Raw genomic sequence first — 21,037 nt, 5'->3', positions numbered from 1 at the left:
ATGTTACAGAAAATTAAGTTATGTTGCGATTAAGTTAAAAAATTGGCTATGGCAGTGGCTGTAGTGCTTGGGGAGTAAGCACTACAGCACATGATTATTTTTGAGCTAAAAGTTCTTTAAGCGTTGATGCGTTTTCTAGGAAGCTGTTGGGCAATCGCTCCTTACCCATCTAGTTGAGATCGCCCGCTCACTTCCGACTCCACAGCACCCAGTGCTTTCAACGAGGATTTTTGGGCTTCTGTAAGTCCAGTGACGCCTGTAATATCCATGCCCTCATAGATGCGATCGAACTTAAGTTGGCGTAACCGACTGCACTTCTGCACATCCCAAAGCTGCACCGAGCCATCTTCGCTACCACTGACTAGCAACGTACTATCAGGGCTAAAGGCAACTGACCGAATAGCAGCGGTATGTCCCCAGCGAAGTGTATCTAAGCAAGCTCCTGTAGAGACATCCCATAGCTTTACAGTGGCATCGCCGCTGCCGCTGGCAAGCAGGCGACCATTGGGGCTAAAGGCGATCGCGTACACCTGTTTGGTATGGTCTTTGAGCGTCTGGATGCTGTTACCAGTAGCAACGTCCCACAGTTTGATGGTCTGATCTTCGCTACCGCTAGCGATGGTGCAACCATCCGGGTTAAAGGCAACCGCCCAAACAATCTCTTCATGGTCTGCCAGCGTTTTCACACACTGTCCTGTTGTCACATTCCACAGCTTTACTTTGCTATCAGCACCACCACTGGCAAGGGTTTGCCCATCCGGGCTAAATGCTACTGTCCAAACCCAGTGAGTATGTCCTTCCAGTGTTTTGAGACATTGCCCAGTGGTTATATCCCACAGACGAATGGTGCGGTCTTCACTGCTGCTGGCAAGCAAGCGACCATCAGGGCTAAAGGAGACAGTCCAAATCCAGTTAGTGTGTCCCTCTAAGGTCTGACAGCGCTGGCTTTGGCGATCGCTCAGGTCCCATAGCCGAATGATGTTGTCGCTACCTCCCGTAGCAAGTATGGGTTCAATGGGATTGAAGGCGATTGATCGCAGTCGTCCTCTGCTTTTAGGTTCTTGTAGCGTGCCATGCTGATCATGATGAATATTCCAGAGCCGCACAATATTGTCATCACCAGCACTAGCAGCGGTTTGACCATCTGCACTAAAGGCAACCGCATATACACCTCGCAAGTATCCTTGCAACACATTAAGCAGCTTGCCATTGGTGACATCCCATAACCGTACTGCCTGATCATCGCTGCTGCTCAAAAGCGTGCGGCTATCCGGGCTAAAGGAAATCGACCAGACCTGGCTAACGTGCCCTGTTAATACTTTCAGGCATTCGCTACTTTGGCTATTCCAGAGCCTAATAGTGCGATCTTCGCCACTGCTAGCAAGAGTTTTGCCGTCAGGACTAAACCGCACAGCGTAGACTTTTTTGCTGTGCCCTTTAAGGGTTTCAAAGCACTGCCCGGTGTGAATATCCCAGAGTTTAACGGTCTGGTCTTCGCTGCTACTGGCAAGGATTTGCCCATTGGGACTAAAACGGACTGAGTAAACCTGGCTAGTGTGACCAAGCAGCGTTTTGAGGCATTTTCCCTGGCTGTCCCATAGCTTAATGCTGCCATCAGCACTGCCGCTTACCAAGCGATGCGGGTTGATCGGGTCAAAGGCGACTGACCATACCCAGCCAGTATGTTCTTTAAGCGTGGCGCGACAGTCACCACTAGCTGCATCCCAGAGTTTAATCGTTTGATCTTCGCTGGCGCTAGCGATCGTCTTTCCGTCTGGGCTAAAGGCAACGCTATACACCTTACTGCCGTGCTGGTTGAGCGTATGCAGACAGACACCTGTTTGCACATCCCAGATTTTGATCGTGTAGTCGGCACTGCCGCTGACCAGTCGCTTACTGTCAGGGCTGAAGGCGAGTGCCCACACCCACGCTGTATGCCCTTTGTAAAGCTGAATTTGCTTGTTGTCCGCTGCCTGCCAAAGCCGAATTTCGCCATCACCAACCCCTGTGGCAAAAAAATTGCCATCGGGACTGTACTGAACAGAGACCAAACTGGCTAAGCCTAAGATTTCGGCAAAGACTGAACCGCTGAGATCGGCATTTGTGAAGCTAGTGTCCTGAAGTTTGACGTTTTTTAAGTAAGCACGCCAGATCGTTAAGGCAGAAAAATCGCGCCCGCTGAGATCAGACTGAGGGTAACTGCTTTGAATTTGACAGAGTAAATTGATAAGATTGCCGACTGCATAGCCCTTTTTGGCAAATGGCTGACCGCGCAGGCGATCGAAACTACGACGAATCGAGGCTTCGAGATCCGCTTCATACAAATCAAGCAATTTTGTCTTGATTGGTGCAAGAATCTCTTTCTCTTGTGCTTTACGAATATGATCCAGCGCTTCTGCTTTTACGAGAGCGTAGCTGTTGAGAAAGCGCAGCTTTTTCCAGCTTAAAACTGCCTCTTCTGTTTGTTCGAGCAATTGCTCAATTTCAGTTGTAATTTGCTCTATTAGCTGTTCGGTGATGTACTCCATAATCACAGGCAGTTGACCAAGTTTGCCTGAATCAGATTGTCCCGTAATCAGCGATCGACGTGACAATGATTCCACAGCTTCTAGCAAGCGCATGGACGATTCTGGAATGGGAATATCTTGCCTTAAAGCGGCTAAGGAAACAGGGTTACGGTTGATCGCCAACCAATACATCACCCGTTTTTCTAAATTGGAGAGACGCTCAAACTGTTGATCTAGAAGGGCGCGAATGTCTCCATAAACGGCAGTCTCTTGTTTAATTTGCGCTAAAAAGTCAGCGACCGTATTGTTGAAGAGATCATAAATTGTGGTGGCGACAATTTTAAGCGCCAGGGGATTGCCAGAGTAACGATCGACCAGCTCACCAAGTTCGGCATCAGAGCCATCCAACCCTTTATCTTTAAAGATCAAACGTGCTTCTGCCTGGTTCAGTCCATCCAGTTGCAGCACCTTTACAGGAAGATTTTTTCCTTCTAACGCAGCGGCATCCTTTGGCTTTTCGCGACTGGTCAATAGCAAACAGCTTTGATGAGCGGCTTCACCCAGTTTTTTGAACAGGTAGCCATACATTTCGTACCCATCTTTGTACTCGCCTGCGTGATCGTAATCTTTACCTTCACCACTCCGCAGAATGGATTCCACATTATCGAGAATAATCAGGCAACGATGCTCTCGCAACACTTGCAATAAACGTAAGATGCGGCTGTTTTCGTCGTCTGGCAAGTCATCAGAGCCACTAGGTAAAAACTTCAGCAGTTCTGCCAGGGTATCGGTAAGGGGTGGCGCGTTGCGGAGCGATCGCCAGATCAAGTATTTGAAATCGTACTGCACTCGTTGGGCGATGCGGGCAGCAAGTGTAGTTTTGCCGATCCCACCAATGCCTAACACAACAACTAACCGGCAGCGATTGGCAGCGCGATTGCTACCAATGGCATCACCGACAATCCACTCATCTAACTCAGTAAGCTCTGCTTCGCGTCCACAAAAATCTTCTACATCGACCGCTTCACCCCAATCCTGATAAATTTCAGACTGAGCAGGTTGCTGCGCTTCGTACTCAACCAGTAGCTTTTGCTTGAGATGGGTCAGTTTCTTGTTGCCACCGACTTCAATGCGAAATTTCTTGTAGCTCTCTCCGAGGCGCTTGCGGACTGCCGCTTCACTAATTTCAAGAGTTTTTGCAATCTCGGCACCAGGGTGATCAGCAAGCGCTAGCACAAGTGCCTCTAGCTCTGTATGGGTCACTCCATGCCGGGTTGCCACCTCGGCAATAAAGGTATCAGGGAGAGTGAGCATGAAATCGTACACTCCTAAGGCACACGCTTGCCTGTCAGCTATCTCTATGTGATGTCAACTATCTTTGTGTGAGATGCCCGTTATAGCATGAGGGCTAACGTTACTTATACCGAGGCAAAAAGGTTTTATCATTCTCTCAAAATCAGCACTGCAATCTTTATAAACTGACACAAGTAAATCGTGTCAAGCTTCTTTATAGGTTGCATGGTACGCCGATTCTGCATAGATGCTTACAAAACTAGATAGATTAAAAAACGCTTACTGCTAGAAATTAGACATAAAAGCAGCCTTGCTCACTCACGTAAGAAGTTTCTGGACAATTTCAGCGCCACTTTAAGATCTTTGTAACTTTTACTACAAAATGAGTTTTATAGGTTTGTGAGAATGAAGTTATAGCAAAAAAAAATGAGTCATAATCTAAAATATCTCAGTCTGAGAAAGGCTTTTCGCAACTGAGAAATCTGGACTCTTATCTTTTTATTATAGCTTGGTTAACGTTGTGTGAGAGTGACGATGCCGTTTCAAACTTGTCTGAAGTCAGGAGCCGTACCACAAATGTGGAGGTTGCTCCAGTTAACTCGATTCTGCCCTCTATCGACATTAAGGACTCTGCTATGCCCCCAACGATTGCAAAATTTTTGACTGGCGCGGATGCAATTCAACTCTTTGTCGGACTTGCGCCACAGCCTCTAACGTCGGAACAGAACGATCGCCGCTCACTAACGAAACCGACCGCGCACTCAACGCTGGTTGCCTTACCGTTTGTTTTTTCTCACACAACCTTCCGTCTGATCGAAATGCTGTCTGTAACCCAGCATGGCGAATTCTTAACCAGTAGCCGAAAGGGCAAGTTTCAAACGCTTGTAGAGGTAGGGGGACACGTTTGCCAGCGGCAATGTCTCAGCGATACGGAATTACAAGCGGTACAGCAACTCTATCAACAGATCGAACGACAACTAGGGCACTGGCGATCGCACTAGCATCCCTCAGTGTTTGCAGTTAAGAAAACCCTTTCTGGCGCGATTATACAGGCTAGAACCCCTGCGTGCTAAAAGACAACAACCCATTTACGCAACCATTGCGTCTGGCTCTAAGCGGCTTGAAGTCCACAGTCAGCGAAGTGACGATCACTTGCTGGCTTTTTTTGGTTTAAAAAAATCGATTAGGAGAGCAACGGTCATGAATCTCGATGCCTTTCGACCCAAACCCATCCGACATTTACCACAACGAGTTGCCGCCCGACTGGAAGTCTGTGATACAGGGCTATTGCGAGTCGCCTACGGCGGTACGTCTTGGCGTTTCAAGCTTCTGGTCTCAGTCGGGCAGGTCATTCAGCTAACACCTGGTCAGACAGTCACAATCATTGGTGTAGAAGACACCTTAACCTTGATTGTTGAGGTTTGAGGGACTTCCATGCCTCCTTTGTTTGCTTAGATCCCCGGCTTTGTTAAAAAGTCAGGGATCTGGGTAATCGAGTAAACTTTGGTGAAAGTGCGGTTTATAAGGATAGAAGCCAGCTATGACGGAAATCTTTTTGGCAGGAGCAAGCCGAGGCGTAGGGCGCGAAATTGCAAAAAGCCTTATCGCCCAAGGAAACCATGTTGTTGCACTGCTGCGATCAGAGTCTGCCCGTCCAGATTTGGAAGCACTGAGTATTACCGTGGCAATTGGCGATGCACTGGATGCTGACGCGATCGCGTCTCTGGTAGCTAAACAGCCTTTTGATGCGATCATCAGCACCTTGGGCGGCAAGCCAACGGACGGCGAGCGGGCTGACTTTAAAGGCAACCGCAATTTAATTGATGCCGCTGTTAAGGCTGGCGTGAAGCGGTTTATTCTAGTGTCGTCAATTGGCACAGGCGACAGTGCTGCGGCCTTACCACCACAGGCGCTCGAAACCTTGGGTGCTGTCCTGGCAGAAAAAGAACAGGCAGAAAACCACCTTACTGCCAGTGGCTTAACTTATACAATCATTCGTCCCGGTGGGTTGAAATCGGAGCCACCCAAAGGGAGTGCGGTGCTAACCGAAAATCCTAATATTGCTGGCTCCATTCATCGTACGGATGTCGCGCATCTTGTTGTTAGTGCTCTCACATCTGATCGCGCCAACAACAAGATTTTGTCAGCCGTCGATCGTACGATGCTGTTTGGTCAGCCAGAATTTGAAGACTTTGCGCTGTAAGAGATTGAGCACTCATCTGCTTCATCGCTTGTTGGAGTTGAGTGCCCCAAAGGGCTTCAGCCACCCGTCGGCAAGGGCGCTATCTAGCACAAGACGAGTCCCTGCAAACAGTAAGAGGCTTTCTGCGCCCAGGAGAACTAGCGGCAGCAGAGCACTTGGTAAAAGGGCGATCGACTCATGCAGCGTCCCTTCCATCAGTGCCAGTCCACGCACCAGCCCAAACGCTAGCACAGCACCAGATTTGAGGTGTGGATTCTGGTCTTGTCGGATGATATAGCGGTAGGTAATACCAAAGAGGAAGCCAGAGAGAGCCGCGATCGCGCCACCAATCAGCAGCCTTAAGCTATCTGCGCTAGGCGACCATGCTGCAAACTGGGCAAAACGGAGCGACAACCACCCCTGCGCCAGTACCAGCGCACCAAAAATCACACTAGCTGTCAGCGCTCCTATCAGTCCGGCTTTGACCGATTCTAGCCGTTCAGCCAGCGGAGTTTCGGTTGACACAGAGGTAGTGGCGCTTAAGGGCGCGATCGCTGTTTCGGTTAATTCATCGCGTTCCATCCGTGCAGTCATGGGGCAGCTTTGCAAGTTCCAGAAATTTGATTCTAAAGCGAAACGTCCACCCCTGTCTGTTGCCCATCAGCTAATATGTCTCTGCTACACCGTGCCTAGAGGTACCCCTTTGCACTATGATCAGCGTTGACGTTGTTTTGTAGTGCTACGGTCATGGATATTGTGACGTTGGGTTGGGTTTCTTTGTTGGTAGTATTTACATTCTCTATCTCGCTCGTCGTCTGGGGTCGCAACGGCTTCTAGTGTGACGTTGTTAGTATGGCAGAACGATAGGTTGGTAACTCGAGCGTGGAAACTACTGCTTTTAATGTTCTCGTTCTAATAACCTTTGGGCTGCTGGTCATTATCAGTGGTGGTGTTGGTTATCTCACTTTTGCAGAATGGCGCGATCGCCGTCGTCGTGAACAGGATCTTCGTGGCGATCGACCCATTCGCAGCAGCACAAATAAAGTGGATAGTGCGCGCAGTGCTGATTCAGCTCGCAAAGTGAAAAGTAGCAAAACCAAAAGTAGCGCCAAGAAGAGTAGCGCTAAGAAGTAATTTGTGAATCCAAGTAATGACCACTAGCGATCGCTGCTTTGAAAGCGGGAGCAAGTTTTTCATAGGATTTCATAGGATACAATCCGTGGCTTAAATCTTTTCTAAACTAAGGAAACCTTGGCAGGTAACAAGCGTTCTGACATCAAGATAGAGAACGGTTACAGGTCAATTTAAGATACCTTAGAAAAACGTCAGCTCTAGTCAGACTGCATGAATACTGAATCGGAGAAACAATTTCCCTGGGTTTCCTTTGGCTTACTGCTTGTTGCCTATGCTTCGCTCGGTTGGTTATTAGCAAGTCCAGACCTGACTAGTCCAGCATGGCTAGCCTCAGCTTGCTACCAAACGTTTGATCTTGCTAGGGGTACGCTGTCGGCAACAGTGCAGCCGCGAAGTATTTGCCGTCTAATAGTCAAGGAAAATCTTTTCGGGGCAGCACTAGCGTTTGCTTGGATTATTGTTGCGTCGATCGCGTTTCGATCGCCGTTAACCAGCTTTAGCCGTTTCATTGTCCGCTGGTTCAAATCCGATACAGTGGCTTTTTTGTCTCTATGCGTTATTGCAGGAATGCTAACGCTTATTCTATTCTGGCTGAAGCTTTTTCTCCACATTACAACGATTTTGGCAAGTGAAGCGCTGGCAAGAATTGACCTGCAAACATTAGGGTTCAGCACAGCTCAAGCTTTCTGGATTCTCGTAATTCTTTCATCCATGGGTTTAGGTCTTGGATGGGTTATGCGTTTAGCTATTTGAAGTCGCGCTAACGCATAAAAAAAGCAGCCGTTTGGCTGCTTAAAGAAATGCATGAGGATACAGCAATCGTAAAGCGGTTTAGCCCAAAGCCAAGTGCAGTTACGGTATTTGCAACGCCTCAAGAACCAGCATGACTTGAGAGGGCATTATGTGAGGGACACTGTAGAAACCGTCACATTCAATCTCATGCTCATCCTCAAAGCCCCTGAGACTGTCCATAAGCGTTTAACTGTCTCCGTTGCCCTTCAGCACTACACCTGGGGGGCAATTTATTTTTTGCAGCAATTTTGTTTGTTGATGCTACCCGTTCAGTGTTCTAGCCAAAACTGTAAAAGTCATTAAAGCAGCCGGAAAATGAACGGATAACGGAATGCTTGGTCAGGCTTGTTAAGGCTGTGAGAGATTGCCCAGAGCGTCAGACCCCAATGCACTAGCCACCAAATGCCCCCAGCTAAACCAAGGGTAATAAACGAGAGCGGCACAAGAATCAAGCCATACAACCACACATTGAAGTGAAAGTTAATGGCTTCTTTAGCGTTGTCCTTCACCACAGGATCATCAGAGACAAACAAAACAGCGATCGGGATGGCTATAGAGATCACTAAGCCACTTAGAAAAATTGACCCATGACTTAGAGCCGACAGCAGCTTACGTTTATCGGGATCGAATACTCCAGGACTTTGCATCTTAACCGTCTCCCGCTAAAGGATATTTGCTTACAATTGACAATATACAGTGATTAAAGTCCACTGAAGTTAGTGAGAACACTACTGAGACAGATGAGATTACCGAAGTGACTGTGTCTGTACCGTTATTTTCTATCTCTTACCTCAACTGCAACCTGTGAGCGCTTTAGTGATCAAAGATGGCTGCTATGGGGCATTCTGACAAGAAGAGCTAGTTAAGCAATACGCATAACGGTAAGCGTCAGTACACACATTCTTATGCCATAGTGCCAGAATCATCCTAGATTTAGAGTGCAGATTATGCAGGCTAAAGTAGTTTTAAGGTCAACCTGCGTGACCACTACATTAGCCCTTTGACTGCGGCATTGGCACATAGTCCTTTTAGAGGCTTGTACTTGTATAGACGCTTTGACTCTCAATCCTTAGTTGGTGCTTATGAACGCTAGATCGCCGCATCTGCCTGATCCCAATCCTGGGGACATCACGATTGACGTTGCACACCGAGAGGTGGAAATTGTCTCAATGACGCCCGATGCGCTTAACAAAAGCGTCACTAGCCGTCAAGCAGGTAGCGATCGCAGCCGCGTTGAAGCTGCTCAGGTCGAATCAGTGTATGCCGAACCTGCGCCGCATCGTGGCAACCATTCATTAGAGCTATTAGAAACAGGACAGAAACACTCACCAGGAGGGTCACTTGTCACAGGTAAGCGTAGCTTTGGTGCTTTTCTAGCTCCTCTGACAAAGGACAGATTTAAAGAAGTAGTTAACGATGTCGAGCAAAAGCTCCAGGTCGTACATCAAACCCTGTCCATGCTGGACAATTTGCTTGATGCACAAGGGTTTGACGCGATTTTAGAGGAGATGCTGCGCTCTATTACGCTCAAAACGAGTGAGCTACTGAACGCTGATCGCGCCACGATTTATTTGCTCGACGAAGACAAAAACGAGCTTTGGGCGATCGTGGCAAAAGACGAACGGGGCAACAATCTAGAGCTACGACTTCCTGCCACAGTAGGGATCGCTGGTGAAGTCGCCACCAAGTTGGAAGTTGTGAATATCCCCTACGACTTCTACGACGATCATCGTTCTGAAGCAGCGCGGAGGTTTGATGAAAAGAACCACTACCGCACCTACACAATGCTAGCAATGCCGTTGTTGGATGAGACTGGTAAGCTGGTTGCGGTCGTGCAGTTGATCAACAAGCTGAAGCAAGACCTTGATCCCTATGCATCGTTGGATGAAAAAATCGATCGCGATGGTTTTACCTACAAAGACGAGCAGGTGTTTGAAGAATTTGCGCCTTCGATTCGGCTGATTATTGAATCATCGCGCTCGTTCTACAAAGCGACACAGCAACAACGTGCAGCTTCCGCCTTAATGAAGGCAACCAAATCTCTTAGCCAGAGCAGTCTCGATCTGCAGGAAACTTTGAAAAAGGTGATGGATGAAGCGCAAGAGCTGATGCAGGCAGACCGCAGTACTCTATGGCTCATAGACCGCGATCGTGACCAGCTCTGGACGAAAATCCCGATTAACGGTGTGCTTCAGGAACTCCGTATTCCTATGGGTGCAGGTTTTGCTGGACAGGTGGCAACTACAGGTGAGCCTGTCATTATCCCCTTCGACCTGTACGATGATCCCAACTCCCAAACGTCGAAAGATACTGACAAAAAAACAGGCTACCGAACGTGCAGTATCCTCTGTATGCCCGTCTTTAACGCTAATAGTGAACTAATTGGCGTAACGCAGCTTATTAACAAGAAAAAGCAGGGCGACTATCCTGCCTATGACCCTGCCAATTACCCCGAAGCACCAGACTGCTGGCGAGCAAGCTTTAACCGTAACGATCAGGAGTTTATGCAGGCATTTAACATCCAGGCGGGTGTCGCTCTGCAAAATGCCAAATTGTTTGAGACGGTCAAGCAGCAAGAGCAGATGCAGCGAGACATTCTGCGATCGCTCAGCAACGGGGTCATCTCGACCGACAAAAAGGGCAACATTATCGCCGCGAATGAAAGTGCCAAAAAACTACTTGGACTCAGCGATGGCGACACCCTTGAAGGCAAAGTCGTTAGTGACCTTATTAAGCTCGATAAAGCTGACTTTACCAAATGGTTTGCGACGGGGTTGAGTGGCAAAGACGAAAAGAGCCGTCAGCAATACTACCCTGACCAGCTTTTGCATCCTTACAAGGGTGACGAGCAACACAGCATTAATATCTCGATCAACACGATCGCTGATGCCAAAGATGCGGCGACGGTATCGGGTGCGTTGGTGGTGATGGATGACATTAGCGATGAAAAACGGCTCAAAAGCACGATGTATCGCTACATGACTCAAGAGCTAGCCGAACAGCTTCTCGAAAATCCTGATGCAGCAAAAATGGGCGGCGATCGCAAAGATGTCACTGTCCTCTTTTCCGACATCCGCAGCTACACCACTCTGACTGAAACGTTGGAAGCCGAAGCTGTGGTCGAAATGCTCAACAAGTACTTCGAGTCGATGGTGGATGCAGTCTTTCAACACAAGGGTACCCTCGACAAATACATTGGCGATGCCATTATGGCTGTGTTTGGCTCACCGCTACCGCTGGATGACCATGCCTGGATGGCAGTACAAACTGCGATCGAAATGCGTCGTCGCCTGACACTCTTCAATGCCGATCGTATTGCTGAGAATCAACCACCGATCAAAATCGGCATTGGTATCAATTCTGATAGCGTCATCAGTGGCAATATTGGCTCTAGTAAGCGGATGGAGTTCACCGCGATCGGCGATGGTGTTAACTTGGGCTCGCGGCTTGAAAGCGCCAGTAAGCAATATGGCATTGATATTGTAATTAGCGAGAACACATTCAAACCCTGTGCCGATCGCATCTGGACGCGCGAACTTGATTACATCAAAGTCAAAGGCAAAAATCGCCCTGTCGCCGTCTACGAATTAGTAGGGCTACAATCAGAGCCTATCCCTGACGCTAAAAAACGTATTATTGAGTATTACGGCACTGGGCTAAAGCACTACCGCGATCGCAAATTCCCCCTGGCAATGGGTGCCTTTGGTATGGTGCTGGAGATCGACAAAGACGACAAATCTGCCAACCTGCATCTGGAACGCTGCCAGCACTGGCTCAAAAACCCGCCACCAGAGGAGTGGGATGGGTCGTGGATGATGACAGAGAAGTGAGGATGAGGTCTAAAGGATGAAGAATGAGGCGTGTTGAGTTTTACCCTACTCCCGATTCCTCACTCTCTACTCCCGAGGCTTTAAATGGTTTCGTCGCTGTAACTGCTAATCCCGCTAGGCGCAGATTATGTCAGTGACCGCTACAACATTTGAGCAGGCAGATGCGATCGCTGCTCGTCTCACTGAGCGTAAGGATCGCTGGTTGCACGTTAGTATTCCTGATCGTATTCTCTGTCTACAACGCTGTCTGGAGGATGTGAAGGCAGTTGCACCAGAGTGGGCGGCAGCAGCGTGCCGTGCCAAAGGTATTGATCCAGCAGCAATGTTAGCTGGAGAAGAATGGTTTGTTGGACCGATCGCAATGATGGCGTATCTACGCTCGCTGATGACGGCTCTAAAGGCAAACGGGCAACCGCCACCCGTTCAGCAACACTTGCAAAACGGGCAATGGGTCGCGCAGGTCTTTCCCGACAATGTGATCGATCGTTTGCTGTGGCTTGGCTTTAGGGGAGAGGTATGGCTGCAACCGGGACAACTGCCAACACAAGGATTAGTGTATCGGCAAAAGCCCATTGCTGGCACCCTGGCGCTGGTACTGGGAGCAGGCAATGTATCATCAATCGCGCCGCTTGATGCCCTTTACAAGCTGTTTGCTGAAGATGCTGTCGTCTTACTCAAGATGAATCCTGTGAACGAGTACATGGGAGCCATTCTGGAAACGGCGTTTCAATCATTGCGGCAGGATGGTTTCCTTGAAATTGTTTATGGAGGAGCCGAGCTAGGTCGTCATCTTTGTCAGCATCCGCTGGTTCAAACCATTCATATTACAGGGTCACACCACACCCATGACGCGATCGTCTGGGGCACGACACCTGTTGAGCAGTCACAGCGCAAGGCAGCACAACAACCGTTACTGACGAAACCGATCACCTCTGAACTGGGTTGTGTCACTCCGGTAATCGTCGTTCCGGGTACCTGGTCAGAGGCAGATCTGACGTTTCAAACCCGACATATAGCCGGTATGGTGACTCACAACGCTAGCTTCAACTGTGCTGCAGCAAAAGTCGTTATCACAGCCAGCGGCTGGGCACAACGAGACGCTTTTTGGTCGCAGTTGCGGCAAGAGTTAGCTCAAACGCCAACACGAGTGGCTTACTATCCCGGTGCACAAGAGCGTTATCAAGCGTTTTTAGCACAGTATCCGCAGGCGATCGTGCTTAAGCCTTCGGACGAGCCGATGGACAACGCTGTTATTCCATGGACGGTCATTCCAGGGATACCAGCTAATGCCGGGGAGTATGCGCTTACCCAAGAGGCGTTTTGTGGAGTGCTGGCAGACGTAAGCCTGGATGCCGCCAACACAGGAGTCTTCTTGACGCAGGCAGTTGACTTTGTGAATAAGCAGGTCTGGGGCAATTTGTCCTGCACGCTGCTAGTCGATTCGCAAACGCAGGCGAAGTGGAGTACTGAAGTTGAGACGGCGATCGACCGACTACGCTATGGCGCGATTGGGGTCAATGTCTGGTCTGGCGTTATTTTTTCGCTGGGTGCCTTGCCGTGGGGGGCGTTTCCAGAAAACTCAGTAGAGACCATTGCGTCCGGACGTGGAGTCGTACACAATGCGTACCTGTTTGAGCAACCACAAAAAGCAGTGCTACGAGCACCATTTCGGCTTAGACCACTACCACTTTGGTTTCCCCGCCACCCAAATTTATTGCGGCTGGCACAGCATTTTACAAATTTACAAGCAACCCTTTCCTGGCGGCACTTTCTCAGAGTTGTACTAGCAGCAGTGCGGGCTAGGGGCTAGTAGAGACGACTCAGAACATAGTCTGCCAGTTTTACCAAAACCTGCCGTGATTCGGATGGTGGAAGGTTAGACAAATGCTCAATCGCGCTGCGTGTATGCTGAGTTGCTAGCGCTCGCGATTGCTCAATACCCTGACTATCGCGTACCAGCAGTAACGCTTGCTCTAAGTCACCTGCTTGGGCAAATTCGCGCTCAATCAAGGCTTCTAAATAGGGTTTCTCTTTAAGAGCATAAAGGACGGGCGCTGTTAAGTTACCGCTTTTCAGGTCAGAGCCGGCTGGCTTGCCTAGCGCGTCTGTCGAACCTGTAAAGTCCAGAATGTCATCAATAATTTGAAAGGCTAGCCCAATATGGCGACCATAGTGAAATAAATCCTCTGCAAGCGCTGGGGGAGCCTCACTCAAAGTCGCAGCAGCTTTAGCGCTGTTGGCAAGCAAACTAGCCGTTTTGTAGTAGCTTTTCTCCAAATACTCATCGATTGACAGGCTGGTCGCAAAGCGATTCAGTCCCTGCTGAATTTCACCTTCTGCTAGATCCATAATGACCTGTGACAGCAGTTTGACCACTTCAAGGTTGTCCAGATTTGCCAGATACCAGGATGATTGAGCAAATAAGAAATCGCCTGCTAGCACAGCAATCCGGTTGCCAAAGCTACTATGAACGGTTGGCACACCGCGACGCAGTTCTGATTCATCTACAACATCATCATGAACCAGGCTTGCTGTGTGGATCATCTCGGTGATTTCAGCTAACCGCCGATGGCGAAGCGTAATCTCCTGGTCGAGCATAGTGGCACGCGAAACGAGAAACACGATCGCGGGTCTGACTCGCTTTCCCTTCGCTCCGAAGAGATGCTCGGCGGCGGCGTACAAAACCGGATGGCGTGCCCCGATGAGGTTCTTGAGGTTGTCCGTTAACGCCTGCAAATCTGCTTCGACAGGAGAAAATAAGGAAGTAGCTGAGGTCATGGATGTCCGACTCAGGCGAGATGATAAGATTACGAAACTTTAACTATTCTCCATCTATCTTAAGCTAAACTACCGACCTCTAGAACATAAAACTTCCTTTTTGTCGCGTTTGAGCAAGCTTGTCAGTATGCGTAAACGCTGCTCTCGCAAAAAGCAACCATTTGTCAAAGGGCTTGTGCAGAGCGTCCAACATCGTGCCAGCATGGGTTACAAGCATTTTGCAGATTAAGCTTTTAGCAGTGCGGCTCAGCCAACGTTCAGTTCCATTCTGGATTACTTGCACTGAAGAAAAACTCGAAGTGCTGTCTCTAACATGGGTAGTTCTCTCATTTTTGAAGTGAGTGTGATTGCTTTGAAAGCTATGCCTCATTCCCAATACAACGAGGCGATGACAGGTAAGCGGTTTACGGTTGCACAGCACGATCACTTATCACGCCCACTTAGTAGAGGTTGAACACATTGCCGATGCTGTTTTGAAGCAGTTAGCATTGGCGCGGAAGGTTGCTCATTCAGCGATCGCAAAGGGTTTAATCAATGGCTTCTAAAATAGGCGCTTGAGCAATCCACTGAGCCGGAACGATTGATTCGACGATCGGCGTATAGCCTAACCAGGGTGCTGCCAGTTGGCTAAATGTCTGTGGGGAACCGCTGACACAAAAGCGAGTGGGTGTCGGCAGGCGGAGATTTCTGAGCGCGAGTAAATCTAGCTCTTGAGCAGCAGCAGCAACGACTGAAACGGCAGGATCAACTAGTTTGACGCTGGCTGGCAAGAGCTGACGCAGGATGGGCGCTAAGTAAGGATAGTGGGTACAGCCGTAGACGAGAGTGTCAATTTGCTGCTGAAGGAGTGGTTCGAGGTACGCTTGGGCGATCGCAGTCGTATACGGGTCATGCAGTCGATCAGCTTCGATCAACGGTACAAATTCAGGGCAGCCTACTTCCCACACCTCGGTGTCTGCGTCGATTTCAAGAATGGCGCGGCTATAGGCTCGGCTGGCAGCAGTGGCAGGGGTAGCAATGACACCAATGCGGCAACCCTGTTGCACGGCGGCTCTAGCCCCTGGCAAAATCAGCCCTAACACAGGGACACTAAACTCAGAACGCACCGCTTCCAGCGCCAGTGCAGAACTGGTGTTGCACGCCATAATGACCATTTTGGTGCCCTGTTGCTCCATCCAGGTCAGGATTTCCCGGACGTACTGCAAGATTTCGGAGGGAGATCGCTTCCCATAAGGCAACCGCGCTGTATCGCCGAAGTAAATGACTGACTCAGAGGGCAACTGACGATACACTTCGCGCAGCACTGTTAGACCACCGACACCGCTATCAAACAACCCGATAGGGGCAGAACTTTGACCTATGCTGGCTTGGCTACCTGCGAAACGTTGACTTGACACTCCACACACCTCCTACTCATACAAACACTTTAATTGCGGCTAAGCTGGCTAGCTTTTAGTTATTACTCGAAGGCTGCGAGGTAATCCAATTACTAAAGCAGTCACTTATTACGCGCCAAGCCCCAAATTCTCACAAATTCTGTTTTTTGCAAAGTTTAGGAACTACGCCCCAGATACCGCAAGATGCCACGGGCGATCGCCCCTGCCATCTGGTTGCGAAAGTTTGGATCAGCCAGTCTAGCAGCATCATTTCGTCCGGTGACAAAGCCAACTTCTACCAACACAGACGGCATCGAAGTGCGGCGCAGCACGTAGAAGCGAGATGATCGCACACCCCGGTCTGGGACACCTGTGCCTTCCAACACGCTTTGGTGGATCGAGCGTGCTAGATCCAAACCGCTCTGATAGTAGTAGGTTTCCAGACCGTTAACATCTGGTCGACTCAAGCTAATGGCATTGGCATGGATACTGACAAACGCTGTGGCATCAACTCGTTGCGCCAGTTGCACACGAGGCTCCAGGTCAAGATCGCGATCGTCGCTGCGTGTCATGACGACTTGTACGCCCTGCTGTTCAAGAATAGTGGCGACCTTCTGACTAATATCTAGCACAACGCCTTTTTCTTGCAGCCCACCCACGCCGATCGCGCCTGGGTCAGGTCCCCCATGCCCCGGATCGATCACGATAACGGGTCGCCCATTCGTTGCTCTGGGAATGACGGGATTAGGAGGACTTGTTCGGGGCGGTAAGGGGTTAGTGCGGGGCGGCGTAGGGACAGGAATGCTGGCAGTAGAGGGATTGGGCAATGGGGCAACAGACGGGCGATTACGCTGAAGTTGTAGCGCTAACGTTTGCTGGCTCGGCTGATTCAGGTCGCTAATCTGCACGCCAGACGCAGGTGTGATCAGAATAACAGCCGTATTCGCGGTTTCCTGGCGCAGCCGCAGTTGGAGTACAGGGCTAGAGGCTTGAAGCTGCGGTCCCTTAACATTTTTGGCTAGCTGGGCGGCATTAATCGTGACGCGATACGCACCCGTGGTTCGATCCCATCCGGTGGTGTATCGTAACGGCTGGTTAGCACGGACGATTAGCTGGGTGTCATTGTTTTCTAGCGCGACGGATTCGATCGTTGCCAATGTACCCGGACGAGCCGCAGCAGGAAGATTGGTTGACGGACGACTAACGCCACCGGCTGCAACAGGACCGGACGGCAGCAGCACTACACCACCAGCACTGCTGACGGACGCTTGCCAGTCAGGGCTAGAGCGATCGACACTGAGCGTAATGCGGGCAACAGGCGGTGAGGCTTGCTGTTGGTTAAGCGTAATGCGGTTAACGCCCAGACGGTTGACCAGCAAATCGCGTGTCGCAGCCAGGGCGATGGTTGCGCCCTCTACATCCACTGTAATTTGACCGCGATCGCTGCTCCGGCGCACATCCAGCTTTGGTGAGCCACCATTTGTACGCACGAAAATACCATCTTGCGTGACCCGTACACTCTGTATTTGAGTGCTGCCCGGTATTTGAGTGCTGCCCGTCTGGTTAGTACTGCCAGGCAAGCGACCAATTGGGGGAGTGGCTACGCCTGTAGATACCAGTTGGGGCGCTGGTAGCTGCACTGTCCACTGACGCGCTGTAATACCTCGAAAACGTACCTGATTGGGGTCGATCGTATAACCAGGTGCCAGTTCTACTACCAGCCGTGCCGAACTACGATCGAACTGCCCCAAACGCACCGAGCGAATAGCACCGCCATAGGACTGCGTAGAGGCTGGACGACCGAGGATAACCCCTGGCAAGTCAATCACCAGACGGGTAGGATCAGAAATTAGCTGTGCTTTAGGCTGCACATCTTCATCAGTCGTGAATTCTAACTGATTGTTGGTCGAGTCAAATCGCCAGGATTCTAGCCGCGAGGCTTGCGCTGGAGCCGCAAGGAGCAAGAGAGAAGTAGCAGTGAGCAGAAAATGGGGAAGATGTTTCACGGTGTATCGTCAATTTCTCAAAGAGCTGAACATCAGCCAAGGATTCTTTTCTAACCAATTCTCCTCACACGGGACGATCGCTTAAATGGGTGCCGATCTCACCTTCAAGGCGGCTGAACAACCAGCAGTCGCGACCTAGCATTAGGTGACAGTATTTCTACCCAATGAGAGTCAACGACTATCAGCACTGTTCTCGAGCAGTGGCTGATGTTAAGAGCCTTCTATTCAACCATTCCGCTATGCCAAACAACTAATCCGGTTGTTTTTAAGTGGAACCACCTTACTGCCGTTAGTGGCTAAGCGACGCGTACAGATGCCTGACGCGACGGCAGCGATTTAGTTTCATGTCTGAGGTTTTTCCATTTATTGAGATCCACCAGGCATACCATGACAGTGCGTTGCCATCACACAGTGACACGATCGCCAGTCGTAACCTCCGTTCTGAATGCTCCACGATGAACAGTTGCGTTTCAAGGCAGTGATCTAAGTTTGTCAACGAAAGTGCCAGCATTTAGCCTTATGGGCGCGAAAAGCTGTCATCACTAAGCGTTCTGAGCGGTCAGTGATGGGTAGCGGTAACATCTACGACACGAAACGTCTGTAAGAATATAACCGATGTGTGAATTGTGCGATCGGATTTTCTACGCTACTCCGATTTTGGCTCTACATTCTCTAAATCGACCAAACCTGGATTTAAGGTGACAGACGGATTTGTTTGCACTCCTAGAGCTGTAGCAGTAGCCTGATCGGATTGGCTAAACACAACACGCAGCAACGGTGGAGCCATGAAGGTAGTCAAAATCACCATCACAATCACGGCAGCTTCTAAGGGCTTGGAGAGGACACCGCTTTCAGACCCTACTGCGGCAAACACCAGACCCACTTCACCACGAGGAATCATGCCAACGCCGATCGCCAACCGATTGATGCCTGGCATCCCAAAAACGCTGAACCCCGTGATCACCTTCCCAAAAATGGCAACCGCCAGCAAAAAGGTAGCAATGATTAACCCGGCGCGGTTTTCGGGCACCAGCGGATTCAGTACGCTCAAGTCAGTGCGAGCGCCAACAACAACAAAAAAGACGGGCACTAGCATATCGGCGATCGGGAGAACTTTTTCCTCTAGCTCTCGCTGTTTCTCCGTTTCCGCCAATACCAGTCCTGCTGCAAAGGCACCTAAAATCGCTTCTAGCTGAATGACTGCGGCAATATACGCAAGGATGAACGCAAAAATCAGGGAAACCAGTAACAAATGCCCCCGTGTCTTCATCCCATTTACTAACGCCACAAAAAACGGGCTGAGGAAGCGACCGACTAAAATTGAGCCGACTAAAAAGACACCCGCGCTAAAAATCAGGTAAGCCACATTGGCTGGCTCCACCTTGCCATCTCTTGCAAGGCTGGCGACCACTGCTAAAACAATGATGCCCAGCACATCATCCATCACTGCCGCACCGATGATGATCTGACCTTCGGGGGTACTTAGACGCTGCATTTCTGCTAGCACTTTGGCTGTAATGCCGATGCTCGTAGCTGTCAAGGCGGCTCCAGCAAAAATGGCAGGCACGGTTGGAATGCCAAAAATCACAATCAGTCCGGCTGTTCCTAGAGCAAACGGAGCCGTAACGCCAACGACTGCCACAACGGTTGCCTGGGGTCCGACCCGCAGCAATTCCTTCAAATCAGACTGCAAGCCAATCTCGAACAGCAGAATGATCACCCCCACTTCTGACAGAACGGAGATGACCTCACTCTGCGCCTCAAACACAGACGTTAATGCGGCTGGGCTGAGGTGTGCCGTCATCTGCATCAGGCTCATAATCAGCGAGTGGCTGCCGTCTTCGCCCCCCTCTGGAAACACCAGCAGATTTAGTACCGACACCCCAACCACTACACCGCCTACTAGCTCTCCCAGCACAGGCGGCAGGTCAATGCGGTTGCACAGTTCCCCACCGATTTTGCTTGCCAAAAAGATGACAACCAGGCTTAACAGCACTCCAGCTAAAACCAGAGAGCCGTTACTCGCCTCCACTTTGCTGGCAACAGCACCCGCCTCCGCTGCTGCCAGCAACGGTGTGCCAAACCAGCTAGCCTGGACGGTTGCGGCTGGAACCATTAACCAAGTCATGCAATCTACCATTGGCTCTGGAAATAATTTTTCCCTCCCAATGTACAGTTTCTATGGCAGAAGGTTAAGTGGTGTAAGTGGCGAAAGGGACGTTGTTTAGTTCGTAAGCCGTTGCCTGGACGGTAGTAGACAAGCGTTTTACGCTTACATCTTCCGCAACACGGCTAACCTCTAGAGGAAGACCCGATGCTGCAAAGAGGGCATTTGACGACGGACTTGTTCTAACCGGGAGGGTTCGATCGCCGCGATTGCCACGCCCGGTTCATTCCCAGCATCGGCTAGCACCATGCCCCAGGGGTCGATCACCATTGCATGTCCGTGGGTTTGGCGCATGGCATAGTGTCGTCCCGTTTGAGCGGGAGCCAGGACGTAACACGTGTTTTCGATCGCCCGTGCTTGTAGTAGCACCTGCCAATGATCCTTGCCTGTAAACGCCGTAAAGGCAGCAGGAACAAACAACACTTCTGCACCCATTTGCGCGAGATGACGATAAAGCTCTGGAAAGCGCACATCGTAACAAACTGATAGCCCCAGGTTGCCGAGTTCCTTAGACGGATGCATAGGTGGTAGTTGTATACCTGCCAGCACGGTGCCTGATTCCTGATACGTGTTGCCGTCGGGGACGTTGACATCAAACAGATGCACTTTTTCGTATCGCGCCAATTCTGCTCCGCTGGGGTCAATGAGCAACGCTGTGTTGTAAACCTTGCCGTTACCGACGGGCACTGGAAAACCGCCGCCCAGTAACGTCACCTGAAAGCGCTGCGCCATCGTTTTGAGAAATTTTTCGCTGGCAGCGGCGATCGTCTCTGCTTGAGCCAGTTTTTCGTGTTCGTCACCCAGAAACGAGAAGTTTTCTGGCAAAGCAACCAGTTCAGCGCCCCGACGCACCGCCAGGTCAATTAATTCTTCTGCCTGAATTAGATTTTTTTCGAGATTAGGCAGGCTGGTCATTTGCACAGCAGCCGCCAGATAGGACTTCATAGGCTCAACTCAAATCGCAGCTAGAAA

17 protein-coding genes are annotated in these 21,037 nt (G+C 50.1%); 9 read left to right on the top strand and 8 right to left on the bottom strand.

Going from position 1 to position 21,037, the window contains the following annotated elements; genetic code table 11:
* Positions 1-161 precede the first annotated feature (161 nt).
* Positions 162-3,821: an NB-ARC domain-containing protein gene (locus H6F76_RS07190; protein ID WP_190507033.1), complete on the bottom strand. Its 3,660-nt coding sequence runs from the start codon at positions 3,819-3,821 to the stop codon at positions 162-164.
* A gap of 614 nt (positions 3,822-4,435) precedes the next feature.
* Between H6F76_RS07190 and H6F76_RS07185 the strand changes: the two genes are divergently transcribed.
* The 3 genes from H6F76_RS07185 (at position 4,436) to H6F76_RS07175 (ending at position 6,003) form a co-directional block, all read left to right on the top strand.
* On the top strand, positions 4,436-4,801 hold the full coding sequence (locus tag H6F76_RS07185; protein ID WP_190507031.1) for a hypothetical protein: 366 nt from the start codon (positions 4,436-4,438) through the stop codon (positions 4,799-4,801).
* A gap of 199 nt (positions 4,802-5,000) precedes the next feature.
* A complete protein-coding gene (locus H6F76_RS07180; protein WP_190450332.1) occupies positions 5,001-5,225 on the top strand; it encodes a hypothetical protein in 225 nt (74 codons plus the stop codon).
* A 115-nt stretch (positions 5,226-5,340) separates the two neighbouring features.
* Positions 5,341-6,003 (top strand): SDR family oxidoreductase, encoded by a 663-nt coding sequence (locus H6F76_RS07175; protein WP_190507029.1) that lies wholly within the window; start codon positions 5,341-5,343, stop codon positions 6,001-6,003.
* Between the two features lie 21 nt (positions 6,004-6,024).
* Here the strand turns inward: H6F76_RS07175 and H6F76_RS07170 are convergent, their stop codons facing one another.
* The gene (locus H6F76_RS07170; RefSeq protein WP_242033601.1) at positions 6,025-6,576 is read right to left on the bottom strand and encodes a hypothetical protein; all 552 of its coding nucleotides are present in this window, start codon (positions 6,574-6,576) and stop codon (positions 6,025-6,027) included.
* Positions 6,577-6,729: 153 nt separating this feature from the next.
* Here H6F76_RS07170 and petN point away from each other — a divergent pair, with 153 nt between their 5' ends.
* From petN to H6F76_RS07150, 4 genes are all read left to right on the top strand, one after another.
* A complete protein-coding gene (gene petN, locus H6F76_RS30945; protein WP_190450334.1) occupies positions 6,730-6,819 on the top strand; it encodes a cytochrome b6-f complex subunit PetN in 90 nt (29 codons plus the stop codon).
* A gap of 45 nt (positions 6,820-6,864) precedes the next feature.
* On the top strand, positions 6,865-7,116 hold the full coding sequence (locus H6F76_RS07160) for a hypothetical protein (protein WP_190451106.1): 252 nt from the start codon (positions 6,865-6,867) through the stop codon (positions 7,114-7,116).
* Positions 7,117-7,326: 210 nt separating this feature from the next.
* Positions 7,327-7,869 (top strand): hypothetical protein, encoded by a 543-nt coding sequence (locus H6F76_RS07155; protein ID WP_190450335.1) that lies wholly within the window; start codon positions 7,327-7,329, stop codon positions 7,867-7,869.
* A gap of 93 nt (positions 7,870-7,962) precedes the next feature.
* Positions 7,963-8,211 (top strand): hypothetical protein, encoded by a 249-nt coding sequence (locus H6F76_RS07150; protein ID WP_190507027.1) that lies wholly within the window; start codon positions 7,963-7,965, stop codon positions 8,209-8,211.
* Here H6F76_RS07150 and H6F76_RS07145 read toward each other — a convergent pair.
* The gene (locus tag H6F76_RS07145) at positions 8,208-8,555 is read right to left on the bottom strand and encodes a DUF4870 domain-containing protein (RefSeq protein WP_190450336.1); all 348 of its coding nucleotides are present in this window, start codon (positions 8,553-8,555) and stop codon (positions 8,208-8,210) included. The two genes, H6F76_RS07150 and H6F76_RS07145, sit on opposite strands and share 4 nt — an antisense overlap.
* Positions 8,556-8,990: 435 nt before the next feature.
* Between H6F76_RS07145 and H6F76_RS07140 the strand changes: the two genes are divergently transcribed.
* The gene (locus H6F76_RS07140; protein ID WP_242036558.1) at positions 8,991-11,738 is read left to right on the top strand and encodes an adenylate/guanylate cyclase domain-containing protein; all 2,748 of its coding nucleotides are present in this window, start codon (positions 8,991-8,993) and stop codon (positions 11,736-11,738) included.
* 127 nt (positions 11,739-11,865) lie between these two features.
* Positions 11,866-13,548 (top strand): aldehyde dehydrogenase family protein, encoded by a 1,683-nt coding sequence (locus H6F76_RS07135; RefSeq protein ID WP_190507025.1) that lies wholly within the window; start codon positions 11,866-11,868, stop codon positions 13,546-13,548.
* On the opposite strand, the gene sds is transcribed toward H6F76_RS07135, so the two are convergent.
* From sds to H6F76_RS07110, 5 genes are all read right to left on the bottom strand, one after another.
* Positions 13,545-14,516 (bottom strand): solanesyl diphosphate synthase, encoded by a 972-nt coding sequence (gene sds, locus H6F76_RS07130; protein ID WP_190450339.1) that lies wholly within the window; start codon positions 14,514-14,516, stop codon positions 13,545-13,547. The genes H6F76_RS07135 and sds overlap by 4 nt on opposite strands.
* A 527-nt stretch (positions 14,517-15,043) precedes the next feature.
* A complete protein-coding gene (gene murI / locus H6F76_RS07125) occupies positions 15,044-15,913 on the bottom strand; it encodes a glutamate racemase (protein ID WP_347275984.1) in 870 nt (289 codons plus the stop codon).
* Between the two features lie 155 nt (positions 15,914-16,068).
* Positions 16,069-17,898 (bottom strand): N-acetylmuramoyl-L-alanine amidase, encoded by a 1,830-nt coding sequence (locus H6F76_RS07120; protein ID WP_190507022.1) that lies wholly within the window; start codon positions 17,896-17,898, stop codon positions 16,069-16,071.
* A 646-nt stretch (positions 17,899-18,544) separates the two neighbouring features.
* Positions 18,545-20,026 carry a cation:proton antiporter gene (locus tag H6F76_RS07115; RefSeq protein WP_190507021.1) on the bottom strand — a complete coding sequence of 494 codons (1,482 nt, stop codon included), beginning with the start codon at positions 20,024-20,026 and terminating at the stop codon, positions 18,545-18,547.
* A 171-nt stretch (positions 20,027-20,197) separates the two neighbouring features.
* Entirely contained in the window at positions 20,198-21,010 is an 813-nt protein-coding gene (locus H6F76_RS07110; protein WP_190450342.1) for a carbon-nitrogen hydrolase family protein, read from the bottom strand.
* Positions 21,011-21,037 lie beyond the last annotated feature (27 nt).

Source organism: Leptolyngbya sp. FACHB-321, assembly GCF_014695975.1.
Taxonomy (GTDB): Bacteria; Cyanobacteriota; Cyanobacteriia; order Leptolyngbyales; family Leptolyngbyaceae; genus Stenomitos.
Note: the sequence above shows the minus strand (reverse complement) of the source record. Positions and strands in the feature narration are given on the sequence as shown.

Bases quoted from the DNA above. Each gene is read 5' to 3' on its own strand.
- H6F76_RS07190 (WP_190507033.1), bottom strand. From the start codon at position 3,821: ATGCTCACTCTCCCTGATACCTTTATTGCCGAGGTGGCAACCCGGCAT.
- H6F76_RS07185 (WP_190507031.1), top strand. From the start codon at position 4,436: ATGCCCCCAACGATTGCAAAATTTTTGACTGGCGCGGATGCAATTCAA.
- H6F76_RS07180 (WP_190450332.1), top strand. From the start codon at position 5,001: ATGAATCTCGATGCCTTTCGACCCAAACCCATCCGACATTTACCACAA.
- H6F76_RS07175 (WP_190507029.1), top strand. From the start codon at position 5,341: ATGACGGAAATCTTTTTGGCAGGAGCAAGCCGAGGCGTAGGGCGCGAA.
- H6F76_RS07170 (WP_242033601.1), bottom strand. From the start codon at position 6,576: ATGACTGCACGGATGGAACGCGATGAATTAACCGAAACAGCGATCGCG.
- petN (WP_190450334.1), top strand. From the start codon at position 6,730: ATGGATATTGTGACGTTGGGTTGGGTTTCTTTGTTGGTAGTATTTACA.
- H6F76_RS07155 (WP_190450335.1), top strand. From the start codon at position 7,327: ATGAATACTGAATCGGAGAAACAATTTCCCTGGGTTTCCTTTGGCTTA.
- H6F76_RS07145 (WP_190450336.1), bottom strand. From the start codon at position 8,555: ATGCAAAGTCCTGGAGTATTCGATCCCGATAAACGTAAGCTGCTGTCG.
- H6F76_RS07140 (WP_242036558.1), top strand. From the start codon at position 8,991: ATGAACGCTAGATCGCCGCATCTGCCTGATCCCAATCCTGGGGACATC.
- H6F76_RS07135 (WP_190507025.1), top strand. From the start codon at position 11,866: ATGTCAGTGACCGCTACAACATTTGAGCAGGCAGATGCGATCGCTGCT.
- sds (WP_190450339.1), bottom strand. From the start codon at position 14,516: ATGACCTCAGCTACTTCCTTATTTTCTCCTGTCGAAGCAGATTTGCAG.
- H6F76_RS07115 (WP_190507021.1), bottom strand. From the start codon at position 20,026: ATGACTTGGTTAATGGTTCCAGCCGCAACCGTCCAGGCTAGCTGGTTT.
- H6F76_RS07110 (WP_190450342.1), bottom strand. From the start codon at position 21,010: ATGAAGTCCTATCTGGCGGCTGCTGTGCAAATGACCAGCCTGCCTAAT.